We start from the raw sequence: 25,275 nt of genomic DNA on the forward strand, positions 1-25,275 counted from the left end.
CGAATCTCCCGCCTTGATGCGACTCGAAAGGTCCCTAGTCGTCCCAGCGAGGCTAACACAAGAAGTCCCAAGACGTCCCGGAATTGGGGTGCCGCCGTCCCTTATGTCCAGACCACTCTTTGAGTACCCGATCGACGCCATGCAGGGCCTAGGGAGTGAAAAGGGTGAACGAGGCAACAACGGCGGATGCGACAGATGTCCCGATGCAAGTCCGCGTATGGTTCGGCCGGTTCGCGATCGTGGACTCCACGACCAGCCATCGCGCAGCACCTGCCCAGGCGCGTGCGCTCGGCCGACGGTTCTCCGGCCTGCGAGTCACGATCGAGCCGGACGAGTCCGCGACCGTCGGCAGCGCTGGATCGATCCGATGAACGTACGACGTGGAACCGCAGATTCAGGCGCTACGAAGCGCGCTCGACCTACCACTGCGCCAGTGGCCAGGCTGGCGACCTTCGCAAGCCGACCGCACTCGCTGGTGGCTGTTGCATACGTACGCCGGTATCCGTGGATGCATGATCACGAATACGGCCTTCTCCATCGACGACTAACGACAGCCGCCGAGCAAGCCGGCTACGCACTCGGCGCGATTCACGTCGAGGAGCTCCCGACGGATCCGCGGGCGTTCGAAGCACTCCTGAAGTCGGTGGCGGCGCCCGACATAGGCGCAGTGATCATCCCATCGAAGGCACATCTGGGCCGCTGGGAGCAGATGGGTTCCAAGTACGAGCAACTCCGTCGATCGACGACGGCCGAGATCATCGTCCTCGATCCCACCTGAGCGAAACGAGCCCGGATCCTCTCCCCCGGCGGGTCAAGTTCCTCAATGCCCGCCTGGCCGTGCTCGTTCCACCGAGTCCTCGTCCGTGAGACCCCCGATGATCCCCTGCGCGTCTCGCGGACGAGGACTCTCACCCCCCAGCAGGCGGGCGAGCGTGCGGACCACCTGACCGCGCTCGCCCGCCGTTCCAGCGGCCAGGGCAACCTTGTCGTTGCATCGCTAAGGCAACTGGCGGCACGTCCGGTCTGCTATTCGTCGACGCGCTCCATCAGCTCGACCCACTCGAGCACGGCGCTCCTTCGGTACCGCACGTAACGCCCGGCGCGAATTCCGCGTGGGCCGTAGTTGTGAGTTCGCCAGGCGTAGAGACTGGCCTTCGGCACCTTGAGGTATGCCGCGAGCTCATCCATGTCCCACAGTGGATCAGTGGTGTCCGGAGACTGCATCGTCACCTCCACCGTTTGTGCCCCGAACCGCTGGCCCCGGCGATTTGTTCGCGAGCCTCGTCGCAACTCCTGCTACTTGCTCGTTCTCGGCCTTGATGACCCTGCGAACATGACGCACCGTCCATCCGAGGATCTCGGCAGCAGCGTCGGCGCTTCCGCAGACTCTCGCTAGTTCCGCTGCCTCTGCAGCCGACGCTTCCTCGGCTGCCTGAACTCGTTCGTTGTGGCGCTGGGCTGCGAGCGATCTCGCCTTGACCGCTCGGTCGAGCTCAGCCTGTGCCTTGGTCGCACGCGCAGTCGCCGCCTCGATGCGTGCTTGTCGTTGCCGCGCACGGCGGAGTGCCGCAACTCTTGAACTGGTCATGTCGACTCACCATCACCAGGCGGGTCCATCAAATGGTCGCTCCGTCGCGTCGCGGCGGAGGGCCAGTTGATCGAGAGCCGACGCATGTCGCTGGCTCGGCCCAGCGCGGCGAACGTGGCGATCAACCGATTCGATCAGCCGGCGTGAGACCGACACCACGCGCGTGCCCGTCCGCTCGATGACCTTCTCAGGCTCACGGCGGTTAACAGCGGCCGCCCAGCTCGCGATGTACTGGAAGGACGATCCGCCGGCCGACCACCCGTGGTGCGCCATCAGGAGGTACGCGACAGACTCGGCCTCGACCTCGCGAACTCCCCGGCACATCACGTCTTCTGGCGAGGCCATGGCCCGCGGATTGTGCATGCGCAGGCGCGCGACCTCGTGCGCCAGCCGGGCAACTGCCGTGATGTCCTCCAAGCCGTTCCTGATGGTGACGGTTCGCGCCTGGTGGTCGGTGATCCCATCGAGGTTCCTGTACCCGGGATCGCCCTCGACGAGCATGAGCCCGGCGGAGTGGATCTCGTGCGCCAACGCTCGCCAGAGATCGCTCAGGGATGCCCCACCGGCCGGCGCGCTCGCAGGCAGTAGGGCCGGACCATCGGTCTGTGAAATGTCCCAGACCGACGCGACCTTGAAGCCAACCAGTCGACCGCCACCGCGCGCAGATCGGCCTCGTTCGAGTTCCAACTCGGCATCGCTCGCCGCGTAGACCGTTCTCCTGCTGCCTTGCTGGATCACGGGTGCCAGGATCCGGATCTCCCGGTTCTGCTCGTCGGCCGAAACTGTCCGCCCGAGCTTCCGCCAGACTTCCGACCTGGCCACCTGACTCGCATACGGCATCTGGAGTGTGATCAGCACGACGTTCCGGAAGCTGTAGTTGCACAGCGCAACGGAGGCATCCAGCCATCGGACCCATTCGACGCCCGAGCTGTGCTCACGGATCGCCGTATGCAGCGCATCGCGCAGCTCCTCGGCGGTAACTCTTGTGTGTTCCATCGATCCTCCAAGTTGAGTCGGAGATAGCTCAACGTTCGGGACCCGATGGATCTGTGCTCGCGAGCATCAGCTCGATTGATCCAGGCGGCTCAGTCCAGCGCCATTGCGACCTGTCGACACTCGGTGGGTCGCTGAAATGCTCAGGGCCATACGCCCGCCACAGGTCGGAGGTTCCAGCGATGGTCCGCGCAGCTTCTGCAGCGGCTGACAGTTGCCCCGTGAGGTCTGCCAGGTCCGCACTCAACTGATCGAAGCAGGACGCCCGATTCGTCCGCACCCACCATGGCTGCGGGTACTTCAACCGCCAGTGTGTGGGCCGTTGGTCGAACCAGGGGTCGCGCTTGGCGAGTTCGACCTTGGGGACGTACAGCCGCCCACCTTGAACGAGCCAGGCCACGGTCTCTTGATGAACCGTCGCCACTCGAAAGGCCGAGTTCATCAGTTCATCGATGACGTCTTGAACGACCGCCAGCGATCGGCTGTCGACGAAGAGGGCCCGAGGCCCCTTCAATCGCTCGCCGTCTGCCATCCACGCTCTCAGCGCGTGAAGCAGCTCGACAAACGACGCTTCGGCAGCTCCGTCACTGCGACCGCCCGTGTCCGAGACACGAGTACGCCAGGACGACGTGACACGCTGCGTCGCCGCGCCCGCCGTATGTAGGGCTTGCAGCAGGTCGCGAGGCGCCCTGGCGGTGGGATCGCGCTTTCTAAGGAGATCAGCCAGATGCAGGCAATAGCCAATGACCGTGCGCAGCTGCGCGGTGGTCGATCGGAGATCGCGGCTCAAGACGCTGGCAGGAGTCGTCGCGTCATGCGTGGACTGCCAGCGCGCTGCCAGCAATATCACCCGAGACGGCTGGTCGACTGCCGCCGGCGGCAGCCTCGTCGCAACCTTGCCCAAGGCGCCGATGTCCGGCGAACCTAGCTGGCGGTGAAACTCGAGTTCTTCGAGTACGTCGACCAGGTGTCGGAGGAGCCTCACGCTCCTATCGCGATTCCGCATCTGATTGCTGGCCAATCTCAACATCACCGCTTGAGCTGCTAGGCCGGTGATCGATGAGATCTCAGCGCGGGCCGCGGCTAGGGCCCCCTTACCCTCGAACGCACTGCGCGTGCTCCGATTCTGCGTGGCGAGAAGGTCACCTCCAGCGCCAATCGACCGGGCGAGCGCAGCGAAGGGTCCCTTCGCTGTGAAGGCGCACGAGTCCGTGAAGTCCTTTGAGATCAGTTCCAGCCGCAGCCAGCGGAAGTGATGGCGTGCTGCAGTCAGCGTCGCCTGCCAGCCGGCGATCAGGTGTGTGGGGTCGGCCGCGGCGAGGTTGTACGCGACCACCGCGTCCCTCCGCGCGACTCGGAGGAGGTCCTCATACGTCGCGCGCATCCCGGACCATCCGGATGTCGGCGGCCGCCGCCCTCAACGCATCGGCCAGAGCGAGACGCCAGCTCAGTGCGTCGATCGGTACCTCGAGCCGATCGACCTCGCTCGCCGCGTCATCGAGCAGCTCAGCCGGGGCCCCTTCCAGCTCTCCGTCACACGGCTCGTACGGCACGCCCAGCAACTGAAAGACCCGAAACCTACTGAAGGCCGTCATCGCCCACCGACCATCAGGCTCCTTCACCTCCAGCACCTGGACGCTTGTCTCAGCCTGATTCACCGAATCTGCAACCCGTGCCGGTACTTCGAACTTGTTCATGTGTTTCCTCTCGTCACAGGAAAGATGGCCCGGAACACACTCGGATCGACCCGGCGCGAACGAATCTGTGGATAACCGCCGGACACGTCCGAGAGTTCAACGTTTCGGGGCCTGTCGGCGGCGCTCGAAAACTGAACACTTTCGGCGGTGAAAAGTGAGCACTCGACGATTGGAGAGTGATCACTTTGGAGGACTGGGCGCTGATCAGGAGGTTGGCGGCTGAGGGGGTGCCGAAGGCGCGGATCGCGGAGCGTTTGGGGATCTCGCGGACGACGGTGATCAAGGCGGTGAACTCGGACGCGCCGCCGCGGTATGTGCGCAGGCCTGGGCCGACGTCGTTCACGGTGTTCGAGCCGGCGGTGCGGGCGTTGCTGGCCGAGGTTCCGGACATGCCGGCGACGGTGCTGGCCGAGCGGGTGGGGTGGACGGGGTCGATCCGGTGGTTCCGTGAGAACGTGGCACGGTTGCGGCCTGAGCATCGGCCGGTCGACCCGTCGGACCGGTTGGTCTGGTTGCCGGGTGATGCCGCGCAGTGTGATCTGTGGTTCCCGCCGCGCAAGATCCCGCTCGAGGACGGGACCGCGAAGCTGTTGCCGGTGCTGGTGATCACCGCCGCGTACTCGCGGTTCAGTACCGGCCGGATGATCCCGACCCGCAAGACCGAGGACCTGCTGCTGGGCACGTGGGAGCTGATCCAGCAGCTCGGCCGGGTCCCACGTCGGCTGATCTGGGACAACGAACCGGGCATCGGCCGCGGCCAGCGCAGAGCCGAGGGCGTCGCGTCGTTCATGGGCACCCTGGCCACCAAGCTGGTGCTGCTGCCACCGAAGGACCCGGAGTCCAAGGGCCTGGTCGAGCGCCGCAACGGCTGGTTCGAGACCTCGTTCATGCCCGGCCGGAGGTTCACCTCACCGGGCGACTTCAACGACCAGTTCACCGACTGGCTGACCAAAGCGAACGCGCGGGTGGTGCGCACCATCAAGGCAGCACCGGCCGACCTGGTCGACGCCGATCGGGCGGCGATGCTGGCGTTGCCGCCGATCCCGCTGCACCTGGGCTGGCGCAACAAGATCCGGCTGGGCCGTGACTACTACGTCCGGCTCGACACCAACGACTACTCCGTCGACCCGGCCGTGATCGGCCGGATGGTCGACGTCGCCGCAGACCTCGACCGCGTCCGGGTCCGCTGCGAGGGCCGCGTCGTGGCCGAACACCCCCGCGTCTGGGCCAGAGGAACCACCATCACCGACCCGGTCCATGTCCAGACAGCCGCCTGGTTGCGCAAGCAGTTCCAGCAACCCCGCGCCGACGCCAGCGCAGACGACCTGGCCCGGGATCTGGCCCGGGATCTGGCCCGGGATCTCAGCGACTACGACCGCGCATTCGGGCTCACCGCCGAGGAAGGAATCAGCTGATGGCCGCCACCAAGCCGACCGTGAAGGCCGCTGCGAGCACTGAGGCGGTCAAGCAGATCACCTACCTCGCCGCCGCACTGAAAGCACCCCGGATCACCGAGGCCGCCACCCGGCTGGCCGACCAAGCCCGAGACGCCGGCTGGACACATGAGGACTACCTCGCCGCGGTCCTCGAACGCGAAGTCAGCGCCCGCAACTCATCCGGCGCCCGACTACGAATCCGTGCCGCTGGCTTCGATGCGGTCAAGACGCTGGAGGACTTCGACTTCGATGCCCAGCCCACGATCCGCCAGCAAGTCGCCGCGCTCGCATCCGGTGGATTCTTGACCGAGGCCCGCAACGTCGTGCTCCTCGGGCCGCCCGGCACCGGCAAGACCCACCTGGCCACCGCTTTGGGTGTCGCGGCCGCCCGGCACGGACACCGGGTGCTGTTCGCGACCGCCACCGACTGGGTCACCCGCCTCACCGACGCCCACCGCGCCGGCAAACTCCCCCAAGAACTCGCCCGGCTGCGGCGTTACGGGCTGATCATCGTCGACGAGGTCGGCTACCTGCCCTTCGAACAAGACGCCGCGAACCTGTTCTTCCAGCTCGTCTCGTCCCGCTACGAACACGCCTCATTGATCCTGACCTCGAACCTGCCGTTCTCCAGCTGGGGAGCCGTCTTCGGAGACCAAGCCGTCGCCGCCGCGATGATCGACCGGATCGTCCACCACGCCGACGTCCTCACGTTGAAGGGGGCCAGCTACCGACTCCGCGGACGCGGCATCGACAGCCTCCCCAGCATCCGCACCACCACAGACCAAACCGAGTCCTAGACTGCCCACAACCGCTCACTTTTCAACCGCCGGAACCGACCAGCAATGGAGCGCCGCCGACAGGGCCGCTCCCTGCAGTACGCACGCTGCTGCAGTCGAGGCTCAGGCGACCGGTGCGTCGGCCATAACTGGCCGCAGAGACGCCCGAATCATCTGCTGGAGCGCACGTGCATCAGGGCGTCGGACTTTGCCCTGCGCGTTTAGTGCAACTGGCCGCCAGACAGCGCAACCAGTCGGACGAGTGTCCGAGCCGCCCACTGCACTCGACAGGTGTCGTCGGTCGTCATCGCGGCGAGCGAGCCGGCCCGCGCCGAAATCGCAGCGGGCTCACCGCGCCGAGCATGTGGAACGCGACGACAACAACGGAGTCCGCGGCAACGAACCAGGCCTGCCAACAGCCATCGCAGCGGCAGGGCTTGACTACTGAACCCCTGGCAGAGTTTGCCCCCGCGGCTCACCGAGCACTCGGTCCGGCAGCGTCTTCGAAGATGGTGTAGATTTCGGTGGTGCTGAACCGCGCAGGCGGCCAGAATGCGTCGAAATGCACTCTGACCTGGGGATTTGCTGCTCATCGTCCCTCATCAGTGATCGACACTTCTCAGCGTCCGACGGAGCAGTGACGGAGCAGGCCGGCCCTGGCGACCGCAGAACATCTCGACCTGTGAACCCTCACAAAGGGTACGCAGTGAGTGGGGCTGAACCTCGAGCCACAGCAGCTCCGGGGGATGGCGACGGGCCGGATCGCAAGCATCCTTTCTACAGGTCCGCGGCGGAACCTGGCCGGAGCGACCAGGTTCGCGGCCGTAGACATCGCCCGAGTCAGGCCCGACAGCGCCGCGGCCGGCGCGCGGCGTCGACCGAGTACGCCGTTCCCCCAACCGCGGTGAGCGCCCTACGCACTCGACTGCGTCCTCGTCGTTCTCGCGGCGTTGGTCGGCCTCGCCGCGCTCGTACACTGATCTCCTTGGACACGGCCATGGATTCGACGTCTCATGTCTCCCATTGGGTTGTACCACCGCCCGTGGCCGTGCACAGAAGGAAAGACGTCGAAGCGGCGAGAGCTCAGGTCACGGTCAGGACGGCCGAGGCGTAGTTGTTGCCTCCTTCACAGGTGCCGAGAATCTCGTACCGTCCGGGTATGGCGGATGCCGGCACAGGCATGTCGATGGTCCATGAACCGTCGGGACCTGTCTCCGCGCCGATCCCCTCGCTGCCCTCGCCCAAGAGCCATGGCGCGAAGAGCCTGACTGTCTGGCCGGCAGCACACGGGTCAACACTCGACACATGCGCTGTGCTCCCGGGCGCGACGCCCCCAGGCGCAATGCTCATCCGCAGCGACGGTCCCGTGACCTCGAACTTCCCGGGTTTGTAGGTGAGGACAGTCTGAGGTGTCTCCGGCTCCGACAACGAGTAGACCTGGCACTCCACGACGACGTCGTAAACGCCGGGCGCGGCGTCGTTGTACAACCAGCCGTCCCCGGCCAACTGTCGCTGATACGGAACGATCTCACCTAGGAACCACCGGCCGTGGACATCCGGAATTCCGTAACCGGTGAAATTCAGGACGGCTCCGTTCTCGGCTTTGAGCCAGGCATCGACCTGCTGCGCGTAGCCCGCCGGCGGAGTCGGGCATGGTGTCGACGATCCGACGTAGTAGGTCGATCCGGCCCGGCCGGACGACGGCGTGATGTCGAGCTCCGGCCCGGTCGGTGGCGGTGGAGGGGGCGGTGGAGGGGGCGGTGGCGGCGCCGGGCACAGGTTCGACCGATAGTAGGGATCGAAGTTCGGCCGGAAGAAGCCCTTCCATTCAGCGCCCAGGATGGTGAACGCCGTCTTGAGACCCACTTCGACGTCCGGACCGACGGTGACCGCGCACGATCGTCGGCCGGCCGTGTCGATCGACGCCGCGATACTGCCTTTGACGCCGCCCTTGAAGTACGGGCCGACAGCCCCGTACAGGAAGGCAGCCACGTCGATACCTACGAAGGCGTTGACCGATCCCTCGAGACCAAGGCTGACCGCGTTGTCCGAAGAGGGAACGGTGACGACCGGATACACCAATGCCATGTTCGGCGCTGTCGCACGAACACCACCCGTCAGTGTGCCTGCCGTCGTCGACCGCCACTCGACAGTGACCTTCCCGGTGACGTCAAGCTCGGCGACCAATGCGAAGTCGAGACGTACGGCGACCGGAACGGGCCCGGCAGTGCCCCAGTAGTACCACTGCCCCTTCACGAGATCCCAGGAGATCTTGCCGTGGTCACCCAGTTCGAGAAGTCCGCCGGTGGATGCACTGACGGTCGTCTTCAGCGAGCTGTCGATCACGGCGCCGGCGCGGATCTCGGCCCGGGTCACCTGACCCCAGTTCATGTCGAACTGCAGCGTGGCCGTCGGCGTCACATCCATAGTCCCGCTCAGCGCAACCTCGGCCTTGCGGTTCGTGTTGGGGATCTTGATCTCGCCACGGAGGTCCACTCCGCTGACTCGCAGCGCCTGGGTAGTTGCCCTCAGCCCCTCTGCCGTACGCTCACCCGGAAACGGCAACCTCGACGACACGGCGTTCTGAACCGTCACGCCAGGATCGACGTACGTGATGTTCTCCGAGAGGACACTCAGCGGAATCGTCGACAACCCGTCCGGGACGTTTGTGATGGCATCCGGCATCGTCGCCGCAGAGGTCTGGTACGTCGACGTACCGCCGGTTGTGGTGACCGACTTCACCTTGCGGAGCAACCCATCCGGCGCGACCGTTGACGGGCCGGCGACCAGTACGTCCCCGGCAGCAACCCCGGCAAGCGGCGTGCCGCTGAACACAACTGCCCCGGTCGTGGAATCGAACGTCAGCAGGCGTGCCTGCTCTGCGGCGGTGAGCGGCTCGGCGGCAGGCGACACGGTGACCGCAGCGGGAGTGACACGAAGGACTCGAGGCGGGCTGACAACGGCCGCGGCGCCGTTGAAGGCAGGAGCGTAGGCCCGGTAGAGGTAGTTGCCAGAGTTGCCCGCACTCAGCTCGAACGTGACCACTCCCGCGGCACTCTGCTTGCCGTTGGCAACGTTCCGCCATGCCCCGGCGCGCAGCACCTGGAGGAAGCCGGAACGGCCGGGTCTCACAGGACTGAACTGGAGCCGGGCAGTGACCGATTCACCAGCGATGACGGACCGAGGAAGTTCGAGAACCGCGCGCTGCTGAACGACGTCCAACGGCCGCGCGGCAGACACGACGACCGGAAGAGTCCGAGTTGCCGACGCCACGACACGCACCAGGTAGCGCCCTTCGGCCGGCGCCCGGAGTTGTGTCTTGTAGGTACCGGACGATGAGCTCGACAGCGACGCGACGACAAGCCATCGCGAGCTCTTGGTGGATCGAAGCTGCAGCGAGATGCGCCGCGACTTGCCAGGAACCATGCCGGACCACTTGACGTACTCGCCGGATGCGACAGTCGACGGCGCCAGAACAACAGGCGCCGCGACACTCCCTTGCGACGCGGCGGTCGCAGGTGCAATGCCGAACAGGGTTGTGACAACGACAAGTACGGCGCCCCAGCGGCGCCGTCGAACGTGCGTATTCAATGCTCCCCCCATCCGTGACGCCACCGGAGCTCTCTGGCGTCACGTCCCCCATGCCCAGCCACCCCTGCCGGACAGATCCTTTCAACAGGCTCCCCCGCAGCGTGCCAGCATCGCTGTCAGTAGTCAACGCTCCGCACGACGGCACCGTGCAACACCGCCTTCCCGGTGCGATCTCGCGCTCGGATCCGGTGCTAGCGGCGACTGCCCTGTATTCCCTCTGCTGCCGCGCCCGGGCGGAGCCATGGTCAGGTGGATCCGACCCGCTCGAGACTCCGAAGCGACCGGCCTTGGATGGTGCCCTAGGGCACCACGCGAAATCTCAGGTCCACTGGACAGGTTGGTGTTGCGCGACATCGAGACGAGCGGATCCCTGGATCACGATCTCGTTACCAGCGTAACGTCCGGCCGCCAAGACCGACGTGACCATTACGTGCGAGCCCGAAGGTCCCCCGTGCCATCGGGCTCGCACAGGCCTCGTCGCCGAGCCTCGGCAGGCGTAGACGACCAATGATGTCGTGCGTTTCCACATATAACTGCCCATGTCGGACATACTGCCTCTACAGAACCCCTGCCTGCCATTCGTGAACAGGTTGTAATGCTCGTGCTCGTACAGCCCGACCACGTCACGGTTCCCGTAAACCTGGAACGATGCGAGCTGATCGTTGGCCGACCCACCGAACTTGTCGCCGATGTTCCGGATCCCGCAGCCGGCCGCGTCACACATGCCCTCGTTGCCGACGAAGTGGTTGTATCCGGGCGGTTCTCGACAGCTCAGGCGCTTGTGGCTGCAGCGCCTCGGAACGTCGAACCCCAAGCAGCTTTCAGATCGCCTTCACTCCCGCTGCACCCGCACGTGGAGTCCGCGCGATTCGGAAGCTTCAGAACGAGTGGCCGCCGGACACTTCGTAACGACAGATTAACGAGATTTGCATGGCGCGGCACACACCGTCGCACGCAATCTCATTCATCTTGTCCAATTATCTGCTCCACCTTGATGCAGAGTCACCAGCGATTCGGAATATGCCGCTAGGAAACGATGTCGGTCACGGCATGACAGAACCTCAGTGGACCGCGGCCGTTGACGAGACACACCGTAAAGATCACGCCAATATTCTCCGGAATCTTCGCGTCGAAACCTCGAATGCTGCAGAAACCCGCCCCCTGCGAGTTGCGCAGGTAGGCGAGCTGTTTACCCGTGTACGAGTTCGTGATCGTTCCAACCACACCATAACCGTCGGCCTGCTCGTCACAGACGTTCATGTAGTCTCTTCTCGAGTCGAACACCCCCTTCCCACCCGGATTTCCGTCGCTGGTATAAACCCAGCCGGTGTTTTCGGCGAATGCCGTCTGGGGTGTCAGCAGCATAGCCCCCACGACGACCGCTGCGAGCATCATCTGTGCGGCTCTCTTCGGCCTCAATGTAATTCTCCCATTCTGACGCGCGCCCCGCGAAGCATGCGAGACTCATCACCTCAAGACGTAATGAGAGTAGTTCGAGGATCGCTCCGGTACATCAGTCACTTGACCAGTCCCGTATGTGATATCTGACGTGCGTCTGTTTCACGACGCGGGCGCGCGCTCCGCGATACTCCGGCGGGCGCCAGATCTGCGGACCCCGCATTTGGGTCCACGTGTCGCTCTAGCCGTAGTGAATAACTGTCGAAAGACGGCCTGTCTGGCGTGCACCAGCTGTTGACGGTGTGGTTGGGGATTTGTATCGGCGGGTCGGCCCGGCGGGCGGGTCTTCTCACGAGTAGCTCGCGGTTCGTCGCCAGCGCCAGCGGTCGGACAACACGCCGACGGCCCGCTGGCGCATCGCCCCACGTGTCGGACGTGCACCCTTCAGATTCCCGGTTCGCGCCTGGGACGATATCCGGTCGAACGCCAGATGCCGCTGCTGCCGGATCGGGCCTACTGTCCGATCATGGCAGAGAGAATCCAAGTTATTCCTGAGGCGCCTGAGGCGTACGAGCTGTTGCTGGCTCTCAACCGTTCCGCCGACAGGGCCGCGACCGACGCCGGCGTGGAGAAACAATTGGTCGAGCTGGTCAAGATCAGGACATCGATGCTGAACGGCTGCGTGTTCTGCGTCGATATGCACACGCACGCAGCACGTCATCTCGGCGAGACCGACCGGCGGATCGATCTGCTCGCGGTCTGGCGAGAGGCGGATCTCTACACCGGCAGGGAACGCGCCGCTCTCGCGTTGGCGGAGGCACTGACGAGACTCTGCAGGACACAAGAGGTTCCGGACGACGTCTACGACCAGGCGCTGGCCGTGTTGACTCCCGAGCAGTACGGCGCCATCGTCTGGATCGTCACGGTCTACAACGCCTTCAACCGGTTGAGTGTGTGCAGCCGAACTCCGCTGCCGCCGACGCCGACGGAGGTTTGAGGAATGGCGACACCCGAGTCTGCCTCACCGAAAAGAGGGCACGGGATCCGCGCGGTCGTGACCTGGACCACTTTGTTCGGAGCGGTCTTCTTCATCGTGTTCGGGATCTGGGCCCTGCTGTGGCCGCACAACTTCTACGACACTGTCGCCGAGTTTCCGCCATTCAACCTGCATCTGTTCCATGATGCCGGCGCATTCCAGCTCGGCATCGGCGCTTCGCTGCTGGGCGCGGTTCTCTGGTCCGACGCCGTCTTCGTCGCCCTGCTCGGCGGATCCGTGGCCGCGGTCGTCCATGCGATCTCGCATGTCGTCGATCGAGAGCTCGGCGGCGCTGCGAGTGGGCCTTGGTCGCTCAGCGCGCTGGCCCTCCTGCTCGTGACCGCGACGGCCCTGCGGGTTGCCTCTCGCCGCTGATCCTCAAGAATGGTCCGCATCGAAGACGTTCAGTTGTGCGAGTTCGACCCGGGAACGGATGCCGAGCTTTCGGAAGATATTCTGCAGGTGGTACCCGACCGTGCGGGGACTCAGGAACAGTTGTGCACCGATCTCCCGATTGCTCCCTCCTTCGCTGGCCAGTCGTGCCACCTGCAGTTCCTGCGGGGTCAACTCCGCCTTCGACGCCTCTCCGCCGGTCCGCCGGACGCTCCCGGCCGCTCTGAGTTCGCTCTCGGCCCGACGCATCCACGGTTCGGCCCGCAGTTGTTCGAACGTGTTCAGCGCGGCGCGCAGTGGTCGCCGTGCCTCGACGCGTCGACGTTGTCTCCGCAGCCATTCGCCGTACAGCAACTGAGTACGCGCACGATCGAACGGCCGGGACTGGCCGGTGTCGTCCGCTTCGTCGTGCAAGGCGAGCGCTGCAACGTAGAGCCGGTCGGCATCGTCCGGATCCTCGGCCACCAGCGCACGGCACCGGGCATCGAGCGCGCGTGCGCGGACTGGACCGCTCGATGCCGCCCACGCACTCAGCTGATCCAGATTCTCCTTCACCTCGTCGGCGCGACCGAGCCTGACTGCGGCCTCGACCAGGTCAGGGGTGCGCATCACCGTCACCAACGGATGCTCGATGGAACCGCGGACCAAGGGCCGCGCCTGATCCAAGATCTCTGCAGGCCGTCCGAGACCCAGCTCCAGCAGACTCAATGCCCACCGGCCGAACGCGATGGTCGGAGCGATCCCCCGGGCCTCGGCGTGTCCCAGCGCCAGTGCAGCGAGCTCACGACAGGACTCGACCCGACCGGCAACCGCATCGAGCCATGCGAGCAAGGCTTGGAAATGACAGCTGCGGTTGGTCAGGCCGAGAGCATTCGCCAACTCCAATCCTTCGGTCGCATTCGCCCTTCCGAATTGGTGTCGCCCGACCAGTACGTCAAGCGTTGCAAGCACCTGCAGCGCCAGCACCAGGAGATCCAGGCGTCCCGTGGCACGGCACCTTTGAACAGCGCCCTCGACCGCCTCGATCGCGGCCGCGTCATCGGCGCTCGCCATCGACACCACGGCACGAAGTACGAGCTCCAGGGGCTCCTCCTGCTTACCGGGCAGGTACCCGGCGGGCTCACCCATCGGCCGGTGGCACGAGTCCGCCCCGGAGAGTGTCTCCAGTTGATCGGTCAGTCTCAGAACTGTGCGAACCAACGGGAGACACGGGCTCTGCGGCCGAAGTACGACGGCAGACAGGGCGTGTGAAGCTTGCGAAGCCCGCTCCGGGTCGTTGCTGAACCAGGCGTTCTTCGCGGCATCGACCAGCATGACCGCGGCCAGCTCCGGATCCTCGGCCCCGACTTGCTCCCAATCCGTCATGAGCAAGCGGTGCACCGTCCCCTGTTCGCCGCTGTCGAAGGCTATCTGCGCCCGCAGGCGCCGAATCCGCGCCCGGGTCACCACGAGCTCAGCCAACTGCTCGGCCTCGTCGGCCATCGCCTCGGCCCGCACCGGATATCCAGCCCGGTTGGCCGCATCGGCGGCCCCGACCAAGCGACGCGCCCTACTCTCGGCCAGGGAGGTCAACCGCGCAGACTTCTCCATCGCCACAGCCGCGGACGAAGGGGCGCCCCGCTGCAGGGCCCGGAGGCCGCTGAGTTCCAGCTCCTCAGCAGCAACATCGTCGGGACCTATAGCAGAAGCGGCCAGCTGCCACGCTCTCCTGTCCGGCTCGAGGTCTGGGTCGAGAGCCTCGGCGAGGGCCCGGTGAGCCGAGAGCCGCTCCCCCAGCGGCGCTGACCTGTACACCGCCGCCCGGAGCAGAGGATGCCGGAAGATCACTGTTTGCCCGGCAATCGTGTCGTGCGTCCGTACCAGGCCTGCGTCCACCGCGCTGTCGAGCGCCTCGATGCCCACCCCGAACGTCCGCGCGGCGCGCAATGCCGTGGCGAGGTCGCCGGCGTCGTCGGCCGCGAGCGTCAGGAGAAGCCGATGGGTTGGTTCCTCGATCCTTGCCAGTTGCTTCGCATAATGCCGCAGGATGCACTCGGGCAGCGGCAGTGGACCGACCATCGGATCGATCCCCGCCTGCTGTCCCTCTGACATCGCTCCAGGTAGCTCGGTCAGCGCGAGGGGGTTGCCCGCCGTCTCCCGGATGATCCTCTCGGCGACCTGAGGCGACAGCGCCGGATGACATTGTGCCAGCAGTTCACAAGCAGACTCCGAGTCCAGGCCTTCCACGCGCCTCTCTGTCGTCCCCGGCAGCGGCACAGCGTTGGAAGGACGTGTTGCCACGAGCAACATAACGGGCTCGTCCTGAACGCGATTGGCGACGAACGACAACACATCGACAGTCGGCCGATCCAGCCATTGAACGTCATCAACGAGGCACACCACCGGTTGCTCGCTCGCTGACTCGGACAGCAACGTCAGAGTACCGAGGGTCACTTGCACGGGGTCGGTCGGCCGCAACGGCATCAGTCCGAAGGCGCCGCGAATGGCTGTGGCTTGCGCAAGAGGCAGGACACCGATGCGAGCCAGCAACGGACGGAGCAACTGGTGAAGCGCACCGAACGGCAACTCCGCCTCACTCTGCAGACCGGTGGTGCGGAGCACTGTCGCGCCAACCGCGCGCTCAGCCGCGAAGTCCAGCAGCGCTGACTTTCCCACTCCCGCTACCCCGGAGAGCGTCAACGATCCGCCCTGCCCGGCTCGCGTCCCGTCGATCAGGCGCTCGATCGCCGCCTTCTCCACTCGTCTGCCATACAGCATAGGTGAACGCTACGCTCGACCGACGGTGGCTGATGCGCTCCTCATCAACGTATGAGCCACCTCGCAGCCTGACACCGGACTCCCTTCACCGACACGGGAGCTTCCGAGCTTAGCCCCACGGATTGATCGCGGTATCTGTCATCCGACCAGGCTGCCCCTGCTGCCCGGCCGCGCCATGGGCCCGGTCATCTGACGGATCCGGCTCAGCATCTGGCCGCCTAGGCTGCAAATCGCCCGAGCGTGGGCGTGCTCACACCGCCGTCGGGGTGTCCGTCACAGCCGCATCCCGACAAGGACCACATCGAACGGAGAGAGCTGTAGATCATGAAGATGCGAGCATTCCAGCAAGGCGTGTGGGGCGATGACCCGGACAGTTGCGGTTTGATCGAGGTCGATCGGCCGGTGCCGGCCCCGACCGAGATCTTGGTGAAGGTAGCGGCCGCCGGGGTGAACCCGGTCGACCATTACACCAGGCTGGGTGTCGCCTACAACCGAGTCCTGTCGCTCCCGTTCGTCAACGGCTGGGATGTGGCAGGCGTGGTCGAGGAGATCGGGTACGGCGTCACGCTGTTCCGGCCCGGCGACCGGGTCTTCGGTATGCCCTGGTTCCCTCGGCAGGCCGGCGCATATGCCGAATACGTCACGGCACCCTCGCGCCATTTCGCGCTGATGCCGGCAGGCCTCAGCTTCGTGGAGGCGGCCGCATTACCGCTGGCTGGGCTCACGGCCTGGCAGATGCTGGTGGATGTCGGCCAGGTCCAGGCTGGTCAGCGAGTCCTCGTCACGGCGGCAGCAGGCGGCGTTGGTCACCTGGCGGTGCAGGTCGCCAAAGCCCATGGTGCCCACGTCATCGGCACAGCACGTGCAGCCAAACACCGCTTCCTCGAGAGCCTGGGAGTCGACGAGGCGATCGACTACACGACGAGCGATATCCCGGAAGTGATCCGCGACGTCGATCTCGTGGTTCAGATGTTCGGCGGTGAGCAGGCGTTGCAGACGATGACGTGCCTTCGCCCGGGTGGACTCATGGTCAACAGCCAGGGCGCCTGGACGCCCGGGATGGGCCTGCGGGCCGCAGAGCTCGGTGTCCGCGCCGCTGCCTTTCTGGTCGAGCCCGACGCGGCCGGACTCGAGAATCTGGGCGAGCTGATCGAGGCCGGTGACCTACGTGTCCATGTCGACCGCGAACTCCCGCTGACCGCTGCGCTGGAGGCGCACGAACTGATGGCCTCAGCGAGAACCACCGGGAAGGTCGTACTCACCATCGACCATGAGGAGGGACAGTGAGCACTTTCGTACTGGTACACGGTGCCTGGTACGGCGGCTGGTGCTGGAGCCGCGTTGCGCAGCGCCTGCGCGACGCGGGACATGACGTCTTCACCCCGACGCTGAGTGGTCTCGGCGAACAGGCCGAACCTGGCGCCGGGATGATCGATCTGCGGACCCATGCTGTGGACGTGATGAACGTCCTGCTGGAGCACGACCTCGAAGACGTCGTACTCGTCGGTCACAGCTATGGAGGTCTGGTGGTCCGAGAAGCCGCCGACCGCCTCTCCAGCCGAATCAAGGAGCTCATCTTGATCGACGCGTGGGCAGGCGGTGACGGCGAGTCGCTGGACTCGCTCGCACCCGCCTTCTTCACGGCGTGGGTCAACTCGGCAACGTCCGGAGGACTGATCGCCGTCCCGCCGGCGAGCTCGGTCGGCGTCGTCGAGCCACAGCAGACCGCCTGGCTCGAGGAACGGCTCAGGCCCCAGCCACGGCTGACGTTCTCGCAGCCCACCCGCCTGAGCGGAGCCGTCGACGGCATTCCCTGCCGTGCGATCGTCTGCACGCCCAGCGGACCCATGCCGTTCGCCGGACTGGCCAAGGCGTTCGGCTGGCGAACGGCGGAGATCGCGTCGGGCCACGACGTCATGACTCTCGCCCCGGACGAACTCGCCGAGCTGCTGCTGAAGCCGTGAGCTGACCCCGCTCAGTGGTCGAGCCCCATCGCCCGAACCGCAGCCCGGGCGAGGGCTTCTGCCCGGGCACGTGTGGGCGCCGGCTCCAGCCCTAGCAACCGGCGTCGGTGCGGTTCGCCGAGCAGGAGCGCGAACAGCTGCTCGGCCGTCGCCTCCGAGTCCGGCACGTTCTCGGCGATCAGTTCCGACAGCCTGGCCATGTACCGCTCCGGTCCGCTGGCGTAGAACCCGGCTGCGAGCTCCGGAAACTGCGCGGACTCGGCGATCACCATCCTGTGCAGGCTGATCGCGGTGTCTGAATGCAGCGTCATCACCAACCGGACAGCCAGCGCCTCGAGACCGTCGGATCGACGGTCAGGCAGGACCTGCTGACTCAGTCGGCTCACGACCGCCTCGAACACGGCTGCCTTGTCGCCGACATACGCGTAGATCGTCCTCTTAGTCACTCTGGCCTTCGCCGCAAGGCCGTCGAGCGTCACTCCGCCATAGCCGGACTCAAGGAACAAGTCGATCGCCGCATCGAGAATCTGCTCCCTGCGCGCCGCCCGCTCGTCCCCCGTCGGCCGCCCGCGTTTGCGCATGTCCTCAGCCGCTGCCTTCTTCATCCATTACCTCTCGATCTGTTCCAGCCATCATAATGATACGCTTCAGTGTCATTGTTGTCCGGGCAGCGACGCCGACCGGCGTATGACCCACCTCTCCGGGAAGGACCGAACATGTCCCCTGCCGCGAACCGCACATCCGCGCGGAGCCGGCGAAAGCCACGATCCGAATCGGCCAACGACCACTCCGAGCTCGTCGCGCACTACCGAGAGATGCTCCTGATCCGGCGGTTCGAGGAACGGTCCGCGCGCTCCTACACCGAGGCCGCGATCGGCGGCTACTGTCACCTCAACCTGGGCGAAGAGGCCACCGTCGTCGGGCTGATGAGTGCGCTGGCACCGGACGACTATCTGTTCACCAACTATCGTGAACACGGCTACGCACTTGCGCGCGGCATCGACGCCGGCCGGGTGATGGCCGAGCTGTACGGCCGCCGCGACGGAGTGTCCAAGGGCTGGGGTGGCTCGATGCACCTCTTCGATGTCCAGTCCCGGCTCCTCGGAGGCTATGGGATCGTAGGCGGCCAACTCCCGCTCGCAACCGGCGCTGCCCTGGCGATCGCCTACCGCGGCAGCCACGAAGTGGTCATGTGCCACATGGGCGACGGCACGACAAATACCGGCGCCTTTCACGAGTCACTGAACCTCGCCGCGCTCTGGTGCCTGCCGATCGTATACGTCGTGGTCAACAACCAATTGGGCATGGGCACGACCGTGGCGAAGTCATCCGCCGAACCGGAGCTGTACAAGCGGGCGGCGGCGTACCGGCTGCAGAGCGCGCGGGTCGACGGGAACGACGTGCTCGCGGTCCGGGAAGCCGCGACCCGCGCGATCACAGCGGCCCGCGAAGGCCGCCCGTTCTTGTTGGAGACAATGAGCTCGCGCCTCCGCGGACACTCGGTCGTCGACCCCGCCGCATACCGGACCAAGGACGAGATCGCGGCCTTGCGCGCATCGGACCCGGTGCTCGCACTCGGTGACAAGTTGCTCCAGATCGGCGCCCTCACGGATGCGGGTCGGCAGGAGCTGGACGAGTCGGTCCTGGCGCAGGTGCAGGCAGCAGTGGACTTCGCCGAGGCGAGCCCTGCGCCGGATGTCGGCACACTCTTCAACTACAACTACGCGACACCGGTCCCCAACGACCTCGAGCGCCTTCCTGCGCAACCGCTGTTCACGGCGGCCGGCGCATGACCGTGCTCTCTTACCGCCAGGCCATCCGCGACACTCTCCGCTCCGAGATGCTTCGCGACGAGCGAGTGCTGCTGATCGGCGAGGAGATCGGCGTCTTCGAAGGCTCGTACAAGATCACGGCCGGATTGCTTGCCGAGTTCGGCGAGCAGCGCGTCCGGGACACCCCGATCTCCGAGGAGGGATTCACCGGTGCGGCGGTCGGCGCCGCAATGCTCGGCCTCCGGCCGGTGGTCGAGCTCATGACGATCAACTTCTCTCTGCTCGCGCTGGACCAGATCGTCAACCACGCGGCCAAGATTCACGGGATGTTCGGCGGCCAGTGCCGTGTCCCGATGGTGATCCGTACGCCGGGAGGCGGTGGCCAGCAACTCGGCGCCACGCACTCGCAGAACGTCGAGCTGTACTACGCGTTCGTTCCCGGCCTGAAGGTCGTTGCCCCCAGCAACCCCGCGGACGCGAAGGCGCTGCTGCTGGCCGCGATCCGAGACGACGACCCGGTGCTGTTTCTCGAGAACCTCTCCCTCTACAACACCAAGGGCGAGGTGCCCGAGGACGACGAACCCGCCGAGATCGGCCGCGCGGCAGTGACCAGGAGCGGTAGCAGTATCACCGTGATCGGCTACTCGCGGATGGCCGCGGTTGGCCTCGAAGTCGCCGAGAAGCTGGCGCAAACGGAGGGCATCGATGCCGAAGTCATCGATCTGCGCAGTCTGCGGCCACTCGATCGTGACACCATCGTTCAGTCGGTACGCAAGACGCACGCGGCGGTCGTCCTCGAGGACGACTGGCTGACCTACGGTATCGGCGCCGAGATCGCCGCAACCATTTCGGACGGCGCCTTCGACCAGCTCGACGCACCGGTCCGTCGGGTGGCGATGGCCGAAGTACCGCTCCCCTATGCGAAGAACCTTGAACGCGCGGCGCTGCCATCCGCAGAGGACGCCGCGACCGCGATCCGCCAGACCCTCGCCGCGGTCGCCCGCATGCCCTGAGCCGGATGCTCTGAGAGGACAGATACGAATGCCCGAGATCCTGATGCCACGTCTGTCGGACACGATGGAGTCCGGCATGATCGTTCGCTGGCACAAGCAGGCCGGCGACCAGGTGACGCCCGGCGAGACGTTGGCCGAGATCGAGACGGACAAAGCCGTCATGGAGTACGAGGCCTACGAGGGCGGTGTACTGGGACGCATTCTGGTGCCCGAGGGCGAGGAGGCCGCGATCGGCGACCCGATCGCGATCCTCGGCGACGAGCAGCCGGTCAAGCCACAGGAAGCCCCGCCGACACTAACGCCGCCGCAGGCACAGGCCTCTTCATCCACCCGATCACCTGTCTCGGCGCCGGCTGAACCGCCAGCTCCGGCAGCGACGGATCGGCCGGCGGCCTCGCCGCTGGCCCGGCGGGACGCTCGACAGTCCGGCGTCGACCTGAGCGAACTGATCGGAAGTGGACCCGGTGGAAGGATCATCCGCGCGGACGTACGCGCAGCTGCCGAAACTGCCGCAGCGCCCGAACTCCCGGTCCCGGCCGACCATTCTGCGGCTGTCGCGGTTCCGCTCGGAATGCTGCGCAGAACAAGCGCTCGCCGACTGGCCGACAGCGCCCGGACCGCACCGCACATCTACCTCACCGCGGTCGCGGACGTGGAAGAACTCGTCAAGTGCCGCCAGGACCTCAACGAGCGGCTGCGGGCAGCCGATCGTCAGCCGATCAGCCTGAACGACCTGATCGTCCGCGCCTGCGGGCTCGCCCTGCGAAAGCATCCGGAGGTGAACGCCTCAGTCGCCGACGAGGTTGTGCGTCTGCATTCGCACATCAACATCGGCATCGCAGTGGCTGCCGACGACGGCCTCCTCGTCCCGGTAGTGCGTGATGTCGATCGCAAGTCGATCACCACGACCGCCCAAGAGTCACAGGATCTGGCCGGCCGGGCCAGGCAGCGCCGGTTGCGAGCCGACGAGATGACCGGAGGAACCTTCACGGTCAGCAATCTAGGGATGTACGGCGTGGAGCACTTCACCGCGATCATCAATCCGCCCGAGGCCGCGATCCTCGCCGTCGGCGCGGCGCGCCGCGAGGCCGTCGTTCTCGACGACGGGTCCATCGCCGCCCGGACCCGGATGCGGTACACCCTCTCGGCCGACCATCGAATTCTGGACGGTGCCGTCGGCGCCCGATTTCTCGCCGAACTCACCAGTCTGCTGCAGGATCCATGGCTCATCGTCGCCTGACCTTCCGGTCGAATGACAGATTCGTCGCGCCGTGGTCGCCGATAGTGTCGATCACAGACCGCGGAGAGTTGGAGAGGATGCGTTGTGATGCGAATTCTGGTGACGGGTGCGACTGGGATGCTCGGCCGGGCTGTCGTATCTGACCTGTTGGCCAACGGGCATACCGTCGCGGCGATGAGTCGGCGGGTCCGACGATGGCCGGGGGTCGAACCGGTACTCGCGGATCTCACCGAGGGAACCGGCTTGGAGGCCGCCGTCGAAGGCGCGCAGGCGATCGTGCATCTGGCGTCGGCTCCCTACCAGCGCGGCTACACCGACGAGGTCGAGGTCCTCGGCACTCAGAAACTCCTGACCGCCGCGGAAGCCGCCGGTGTGAAGCATGTCGTGTACACCTCGATCGTCGGCGCTGATCTCGTCCCGTGGGGATACTTCGGTACAAAGGTGCGGGCCGAGACCATCGTCCGGGCCTCACCCGTTCCGTGGTCGATCCTCCGCTCGACGCAGTTCCACGACTTCGTCGACCAAGCCGTCACCAAGATGTCGCGGATGCCGTTGATGGTCAGTGACCGCGGAGTCGTCGGCCAGCCGATCGACGTCCGCGATGTAGCCGAGCGCGTCACGCATCGTCTGGTCGAAGGCCCCAGCACCGAGATCGAGGAGTGCGGCGGACCCGAGATTCTGGGATTCGACCAGGTGCTCCGGCAGTGGCAGGAAGTCCGCGGCGTACACAAGCCGATCCTGCACCTCAGGATCCCGGGCAAGCTGGGCAAGGGGTTCCGCAACGGCGGTGCCACGACCAACGAGCGAACCGGCGGGATCACCTGGAAGCAATACCTCAGGGAGAAGTACCGGCACGCGACCGGCAGGACAACGGACGAGTCATGACCGGAGACGGCGGACCGCTGGACAGCATCGCCCTACGGCCCATCGCCTCCCACGCGCGGCGGGTTGCCCGGACAGTGGCCGCGCCCAGGCCGGACGGGCCGCCCGATCCGGCAAACCGTTGCCGGCGCACCGTGGTTAGCCTGCTCGCAACGACCTGAGTAGTTCGATCATGAAATCGACGGACGTTCTCGTGGTCGGCGCCGGGTCGGTCGGGATGATCCGACCCGGCTGACCCTGGCATTGTCTGGCTGCTGCGCTCCTCGGCCACACCCGCCGATGCTGCCGCGCGACTCCGCGAGATCTTGTCCCGGCAGGTGGCTCCCTTACTGTCCACGCTCGTGTCCGACCAGGAGATCGCCGAGCTCGACCGACCATCCTTACCTGGTTGAGAACACCGTCATGGGTCGATGTGATCGGTGACCTCGTCGGTTGCCCTGCTCACCAGGACCTCGCCCTCGATCCGTTCCTTCTCAGTGACGCCGTACGCTGCGTTCAGGGCGTCCCGCACCTCGGCGCTGACCTTCATTCCGCGTTCAGCGGCCTCCTTGTCGGGGTACAGCACGATGGTCGTCGCAGTACCGTCACCGGTGTCGATGGCGGTGTAGAGCAGGCTTCCGATCTGTGCAGGAATGCGGTCGGCGAAGTCCGAGCTCACCGATTGCATGATCGACGCGACAGACTTCTCGTTGGTCTCGTAGCGGTAGATGACGGCGTACATTCGTGCCTCCTTCAGAGGATCTTTTCGAGTTCGTCCAGCGCGTTGACGGTCCTGACGATGCCAAGCTCGGCGGTGAACCGGATCGCGTCCCGGATGTCGTCGTCCGGCACGCCCTCGTTCTGGGCGATCCGCACATGCCGCTGGAACGTGCTTCCCAGTGTCTGGAAACACACGTCAGTGGTCATCGCGACCAAGGCACGTTCGCGGACCGACAGTCGCTCCTCCGACCAGGATCTGCCGACGCGGGAGAGGAGGAACTCGTTCATCCACGGATCGGCGCAGGCCGGCGCCGGGTCAGGTTGTCCCGGCCTGCCGGCATCGACGGAGTCGAGGGCCGCGTCCAGTGGGACTGCGGTGTCCAGCCCCAGACTCCTGGCGATCTCGGGCAGCAGGCCGAGTGCATCGGCAGCAGCCGGATAGCCCGAGTACGGGGCGACGAAGCGGATCACCGCCAGGACATCGGCGTACGGCACTCCGTGCATCTTCGTCGCCGCCATCAGGTGCATGCGGAACGCCATCCCCAGGTTGAGACGGCAGACGTCGTGGGCGAACAGTTGCAGGAACTTCTCGCGGACGGTTGTGCCGCTCAGGCCGAAGGTCCGGGATCCGGTCTCCAAGGCCATCTGCTCGAAGACCGGATCCACGTCGGCGAGTGGACTGCTCGGGAGGTCGACCATAGTGATCCTCTTCGTGGGACTGATGCGCGGAACAAGCCGATTCGCTCGGTTCTGCGTCCTGACGAGAACGACGCTAGATCGGGGCCTACGGCAAGGGGATCTGCCATCTGACCAGTCCTGCTGGACGGAGAACGAAAGACGGAGCTACGGTGAGTCGTGCCCAAAGTGAGTGCCTGTTACAAAGCCGAGCAGCGGCACAATCTGGTCCGGGCCGCCGGACGCCGTATCACCGACGTCGGCTTCCGGAAGCTGGTCATGCTGGACGTCGTCGAGGAGTCCGGGATGTCTTCCGGCGGTATTTACGGCTACTTCGCGAGTAAGGAAGAACTCGTCGCCGCGGTCATCGAGGACGTCATGGGGCAACTCGAGGTCCTACTTCGGCGGGCTCTCATGAGTTCACCGAGACCGACAGTGCACGGCCTGTTCGGCGCGTTGCTGCGTGAGGTGGAGGTTCACGAACAAAGCGGTATACGCGTGTCCCAGTTGGCCATACACATCTGGGCCGAGGCCACACAAGACGAGCAACTCCGCACGCTGGTCAAGGACAGCCTCGACACCGCCCGGACGCTCGTGGGAGATGTGGTTCGCCGGGCGCAAGAGGATGGAATCGTGGACCGCACGGCCGCACCCGATGCCGTCGCCGACACGCTCCTCGGATTCTTCATGGGGCACGTGGTGCAGCGGTGCGTGCTGGACGTTGGTCGCCCGGCGGCCATCTCGCCGGCGTGCGCGCTTGACCGGCAGGACGACGGAGTGAGTCGCGCGCGAGACTAGAGACTGACGATCGCGTCGAGTACGCGGCGCCGGACGACCGCCGGCGGGAGCATCTCGAGAAGCCCGGCGAGCAACTCTCCGCGCAGGGCGAAGGGAGAGACCGCGCGACCGAGGTCAGCCAGGACCAGGGCCAGCTGATCACGCGTCAGGACTTCGCCCAAAGCCCTGACGTTCCAGACCGGAAGCGCGGCAGGCTCACGAATCCCCAGCAGCACTCTCTCGCCGGCGATCAGGCCGACTGTGGAGACCCCAAACGAGGCCGGCAGGGCACCGAGTGCTCCCCCGACCTCACGCTCCGGTATGACGACCGTCGCCTGATCCACGATCCCATCGACGTTGTAGCCCAACGGGACATCGATCCTCCGCGGAAACAGCCAAGTCCGGACGCCTTCCTGGCCGACGACCACCACGTCCATCGGCAGCCCCGTCCGCTGTGGCATCCAACCATCGAGACGGCGTGTCGAGCCCGGCCCCGGCAGTTCGCGGTCCACTGCTGCCCGCGCCGCCCGTCGCCATCGCCATCCCTCGAGTCCAGTTGATTGAATCCTCCTGTGCATATGTATCACC

The 25,275-nt window shown here is 65.8% G+C and carries 24 protein-coding genes; 13 read left to right on the forward strand and 11 right to left on the reverse strand.

Features of this window, described 5'->3' with window-relative positions:
• Positions 1 to 203: 203 nt before the first annotated feature.
• Positions 204 to 371 carry a hypothetical protein gene (locus tag AB0I12_RS24960; protein ID WP_359933891.1) on the forward strand — a complete coding sequence of 56 codons (168 nt, stop codon included), beginning with the start codon at positions 204 to 206 and terminating at the stop codon, positions 369 to 371.
• A gap of 137 nt (positions 372 to 508) precedes the next feature.
• Positions 509 to 778 carry a hypothetical protein gene (locus AB0I12_RS24965; protein WP_359933893.1) on the forward strand — a complete coding sequence of 90 codons (270 nt, stop codon included), beginning with the start codon at positions 509 to 511 and terminating at the stop codon, positions 776 to 778.
• 248 nt (positions 779 to 1,026) lie between these two features.
• Here the strand turns inward: AB0I12_RS24965 and AB0I12_RS24970 are convergent, their stop codons facing one another.
• The 4 genes from AB0I12_RS24970 to AB0I12_RS24985 all read right to left on the reverse strand — a co-directional run bounded on the left by AB0I12_RS24970 (position 1,027) and on the right by AB0I12_RS24985 (position 4,278).
• Positions 1,027 to 1,188, reverse strand: coding sequence for a helix-turn-helix domain-containing protein (locus tag AB0I12_RS24970; protein ID WP_359933895.1), 162 nt, complete (start codon positions 1,186 to 1,188; stop codon positions 1,027 to 1,029).
• Positions 1,189 to 1,600: 412 nt separating this feature from the next.
• The gene (locus AB0I12_RS24975) at positions 1,601 to 2,584 is read right to left on the reverse strand and encodes a hypothetical protein (RefSeq protein WP_359933897.1); all 984 of its coding nucleotides are present in this window, start codon (positions 2,582 to 2,584) and stop codon (positions 1,601 to 1,603) included.
• A gap of 28 nt (positions 2,585 to 2,612) precedes the next feature.
• Positions 2,613 to 3,917: a hypothetical protein gene (locus AB0I12_RS24980; protein WP_359933899.1), complete on the reverse strand. Its 1,305-nt coding sequence runs from the start codon at positions 3,915 to 3,917 to the stop codon at positions 2,613 to 2,615.
• A 31-nt stretch (positions 3,918 to 3,948) separates the two neighbouring features.
• Positions 3,949 to 4,278, reverse strand: coding sequence for a hypothetical protein (locus AB0I12_RS24985; protein ID WP_359933901.1), 330 nt, complete (start codon positions 4,276 to 4,278; stop codon positions 3,949 to 3,951).
• A 176-nt stretch (positions 4,279 to 4,454) separates the two neighbouring features.
• Here AB0I12_RS24985 and istA point away from each other — a divergent pair, with 176 nt between their 5' ends.
• Both istA and istB read left to right on the forward strand, forming a co-directional pair.
• Entirely contained in the window at positions 4,455 to 5,693 is a 1,239-nt protein-coding gene (istA, locus tag AB0I12_RS24990; protein ID WP_359933903.1) for an IS21 family transposase, read from the forward strand.
• Positions 5,693 to 6,511, forward strand: a complete 819-nt coding sequence (gene istB / locus AB0I12_RS24995) for an IS21-like element helper ATPase IstB (RefSeq protein WP_359933905.1) — start codon at positions 5,693 to 5,695, stop codon at positions 6,509 to 6,511. Before istA ends, istB begins: the two co-directional genes overlap by 1 nt.
• Positions 6,512 to 7,573: 1,062 nt before the next feature.
• On the opposite strand, the gene AB0I12_RS25000 is transcribed toward istB, so the two are convergent.
• Together AB0I12_RS25000 and AB0I12_RS25005 are read right to left on the reverse strand one after the other, a co-directional pair.
• Positions 7,574 to 9,622: a hypothetical protein gene (locus AB0I12_RS25000; RefSeq protein WP_359933907.1), complete on the reverse strand. Its 2,049-nt coding sequence runs from the start codon at positions 9,620 to 9,622 to the stop codon at positions 7,574 to 7,576.
• A 1,485-nt stretch (positions 9,623 to 11,107) separates the two neighbouring features.
• Positions 11,108 to 11,476 (reverse strand): hypothetical protein, encoded by a 369-nt coding sequence (locus tag AB0I12_RS25005; protein WP_359933909.1) that lies wholly within the window; start codon positions 11,474 to 11,476, stop codon positions 11,108 to 11,110.
• Between the two features lie 493 nt (positions 11,477 to 11,969).
• Between AB0I12_RS25005 and AB0I12_RS25010 the strand changes: the two genes are divergently transcribed.
• Positions 11,970 to 12,476: a carboxymuconolactone decarboxylase family protein gene (locus AB0I12_RS25010; protein WP_359933911.1), complete on the forward strand. Its 507-nt coding sequence runs from the start codon at positions 11,970 to 11,972 to the stop codon at positions 12,474 to 12,476.
• Positions 12,477 to 12,533: 57 nt separating this feature from the next.
• Positions 12,534 to 12,890 (forward strand): hypothetical protein, encoded by a 357-nt coding sequence (locus AB0I12_RS25015; protein ID WP_359933913.1) that lies wholly within the window; start codon positions 12,534 to 12,536, stop codon positions 12,888 to 12,890.
• Positions 12,891 to 12,893: 3 nt separating this feature from the next.
• Here the strand turns inward: AB0I12_RS25015 and AB0I12_RS25020 are convergent, their stop codons facing one another.
• Positions 12,894 to 15,665 carry an AAA family ATPase gene (locus AB0I12_RS25020; RefSeq protein ID WP_359933915.1) on the reverse strand — a complete coding sequence of 924 codons (2,772 nt, stop codon included), beginning with the start codon at positions 15,663 to 15,665 and terminating at the stop codon, positions 12,894 to 12,896.
• Between the two features lie 324 nt (positions 15,666 to 15,989).
• Here AB0I12_RS25020 and AB0I12_RS25025 point away from each other — a divergent pair, with 324 nt between their 5' ends.
• Both AB0I12_RS25025 and AB0I12_RS25030 read left to right on the forward strand, forming a co-directional pair.
• On the forward strand, positions 15,990 to 16,952 hold the full coding sequence (locus AB0I12_RS25025; RefSeq protein ID WP_359933917.1) for an NADP-dependent oxidoreductase: 963 nt from the start codon (positions 15,990 to 15,992) through the stop codon (positions 16,950 to 16,952).
• Entirely contained in the window at positions 16,949 to 17,629 is a 681-nt protein-coding gene (locus AB0I12_RS25030; protein WP_359933919.1) for an alpha/beta hydrolase family protein, read from the forward strand. The genes AB0I12_RS25025 and AB0I12_RS25030 overlap by 4 nt, the downstream gene beginning before the upstream one ends.
• A gap of 11 nt (positions 17,630 to 17,640) precedes the next feature.
• On the opposite strand, the gene AB0I12_RS25035 is transcribed toward AB0I12_RS25030, so the two are convergent.
• Positions 17,641 to 18,234 (reverse strand): TetR/AcrR family transcriptional regulator, encoded by a 594-nt coding sequence (locus AB0I12_RS25035; protein ID WP_359933921.1) that lies wholly within the window; start codon positions 18,232 to 18,234, stop codon positions 17,641 to 17,643.
• Positions 18,235 to 18,345: 111 nt separating this feature from the next.
• Here AB0I12_RS25035 and pdhA point away from each other — a divergent pair, with 111 nt between their 5' ends.
• The 4 genes from pdhA (at position 18,346) to AB0I12_RS25055 (ending at position 22,539) form a co-directional block, all read left to right on the forward strand.
• Positions 18,346 to 19,422 carry a pyruvate dehydrogenase (acetyl-transferring) E1 component subunit alpha gene (gene pdhA / locus AB0I12_RS25040; protein WP_359933923.1) on the forward strand — a complete coding sequence of 359 codons (1,077 nt, stop codon included), beginning with the start codon at positions 18,346 to 18,348 and terminating at the stop codon, positions 19,420 to 19,422.
• A complete protein-coding gene (locus AB0I12_RS25045; protein ID WP_359933925.1) occupies positions 19,419 to 20,414 on the forward strand; it encodes an alpha-ketoacid dehydrogenase subunit beta in 996 nt (331 codons plus the stop codon). Before pdhA ends, AB0I12_RS25045 begins: the two co-directional genes overlap by 4 nt.
• 28 nt (positions 20,415 to 20,442) lie before the next feature.
• A complete protein-coding gene (locus AB0I12_RS25050; RefSeq protein WP_359933927.1) occupies positions 20,443 to 21,654 on the forward strand; it encodes a dihydrolipoamide acetyltransferase family protein in 1,212 nt (403 codons plus the stop codon).
• Positions 21,655 to 21,741: 87 nt separating this feature from the next.
• A complete protein-coding gene (locus AB0I12_RS25055; RefSeq protein ID WP_359933929.1) occupies positions 21,742 to 22,539 on the forward strand; it encodes an NAD(P)H-binding protein in 798 nt (265 codons plus the stop codon).
• Between the two features lie 397 nt (positions 22,540 to 22,936).
• Here AB0I12_RS25055 and AB0I12_RS25060 read toward each other — a convergent pair whose 3' ends face one another.
• Positions 22,937 to 23,257, reverse strand: a complete 321-nt coding sequence (locus AB0I12_RS25060) for a hypothetical protein (RefSeq protein ID WP_359933931.1) — start codon at positions 23,255 to 23,257, stop codon at positions 22,937 to 22,939.
• Between the two features lie 11 nt (positions 23,258 to 23,268).
• A complete protein-coding gene (locus tag AB0I12_RS25065) occupies positions 23,269 to 23,934 on the reverse strand; it encodes a carboxymuconolactone decarboxylase family protein (RefSeq protein ID WP_359933933.1) in 666 nt (221 codons plus the stop codon).
• A gap of 156 nt (positions 23,935 to 24,090) precedes the next feature.
• Here AB0I12_RS25065 and AB0I12_RS25070 point away from each other — a divergent pair, with 156 nt between their 5' ends.
• Positions 24,091 to 24,708: a TetR/AcrR family transcriptional regulator gene (locus AB0I12_RS25070; RefSeq protein ID WP_359933935.1), complete on the forward strand. Its 618-nt coding sequence runs from the start codon at positions 24,091 to 24,093 to the stop codon at positions 24,706 to 24,708.
• Here AB0I12_RS25070 and AB0I12_RS25075 read toward each other — a convergent pair.
• Positions 24,705 to 25,124 carry a hypothetical protein gene (locus AB0I12_RS25075; RefSeq protein WP_359933936.1) on the reverse strand — a complete coding sequence of 140 codons (420 nt, stop codon included), beginning with the start codon at positions 25,122 to 25,124 and terminating at the stop codon, positions 24,705 to 24,707. The two genes, AB0I12_RS25070 and AB0I12_RS25075, sit on opposite strands and share 4 nt — an antisense overlap.
• Between the last annotated feature and the right edge of the window lie 151 nt (positions 25,125 to 25,275).

The sequence above is a fragment of the Kribbella sp. NPDC050459 genome (assembly GCF_040655315.1).
Classification (GTDB): domain Bacteria; phylum Actinomycetota; class Actinomycetes; order Propionibacteriales; family Kribbellaceae; genus Kribbella.

Bases quoted from the DNA above. Each gene is read 5' to 3' on its own strand.
- AB0I12_RS25020 (WP_359933915.1), bottom strand. From the start codon at position 15,665: ATGCTGTATGGCAGACGAGTGGAGAAGGCGGCGATCGAGCGCCTGATC.
- AB0I12_RS25065 (WP_359933933.1), bottom strand. From the start codon at position 23,934: ATGGTCGACCTCCCGAGCAGTCCACTCGCCGACGTGGATCCGGTCTTC.
- AB0I12_RS25075 (WP_359933936.1), bottom strand. From the start codon at position 25,124: ATGGACGTGGTGGTCGTCGGCCAGGAAGGCGTCCGGACTTGGCTGTTT.
- AB0I12_RS25050 (WP_359933927.1), top strand. From the start codon at position 20,443: ATGCCCGAGATCCTGATGCCACGTCTGTCGGACACGATGGAGTCCGGC.
- AB0I12_RS25005 (WP_359933909.1), bottom strand. From the start codon at position 11,476: ATGATGCTCGCAGCGGTCGTCGTGGGGGCTATGCTGCTGACACCCCAG.
- AB0I12_RS25060 (WP_359933931.1), bottom strand. From the start codon at position 23,257: ATGTACGCCGTCATCTACCGCTACGAGACCAACGAGAAGTCTGTCGCG.
- AB0I12_RS24960 (WP_359933891.1), top strand. From the start codon at position 204: ATGCAAGTCCGCGTATGGTTCGGCCGGTTCGCGATCGTGGACTCCACG.
- pdhA (WP_359933923.1), top strand. From the start codon at position 18,346: ATGTCCCCTGCCGCGAACCGCACATCCGCGCGGAGCCGGCGAAAGCCA.
- AB0I12_RS25025 (WP_359933917.1), top strand. From the start codon at position 15,990: ATGAAGATGCGAGCATTCCAGCAAGGCGTGTGGGGCGATGACCCGGAC.
- istB (WP_359933905.1), top strand. From the start codon at position 5,693: ATGGCCGCCACCAAGCCGACCGTGAAGGCCGCTGCGAGCACTGAGGCG.
- AB0I12_RS25035 (WP_359933921.1), bottom strand. From the start codon at position 18,234: ATGAAGAAGGCAGCGGCTGAGGACATGCGCAAACGCGGGCGGCCGACG.
- AB0I12_RS25010 (WP_359933911.1), top strand. From the start codon at position 11,970: ATGCCGCTGCTGCCGGATCGGGCCTACTGTCCGATCATGGCAGAGAGA.
- AB0I12_RS25045 (WP_359933925.1), top strand. From the start codon at position 19,419: ATGACCGTGCTCTCTTACCGCCAGGCCATCCGCGACACTCTCCGCTCC.
- AB0I12_RS24985 (WP_359933901.1), bottom strand. From the start codon at position 4,278: ATGAACAAGTTCGAAGTACCGGCACGGGTTGCAGATTCGGTGAATCAG.
- AB0I12_RS25055 (WP_359933929.1), top strand. From the start codon at position 21,742: ATGCGAATTCTGGTGACGGGTGCGACTGGGATGCTCGGCCGGGCTGTC.
- AB0I12_RS24975 (WP_359933897.1), bottom strand. From the start codon at position 2,584: ATGGAACACACAAGAGTTACCGCCGAGGAGCTGCGCGATGCGCTGCAT.
- AB0I12_RS24965 (WP_359933893.1), top strand. From the start codon at position 509: ATGCATGATCACGAATACGGCCTTCTCCATCGACGACTAACGACAGCC.
- AB0I12_RS24970 (WP_359933895.1), bottom strand. From the start codon at position 1,188: ATGGATGAGCTCGCGGCATACCTCAAGGTGCCGAAGGCCAGTCTCTAC.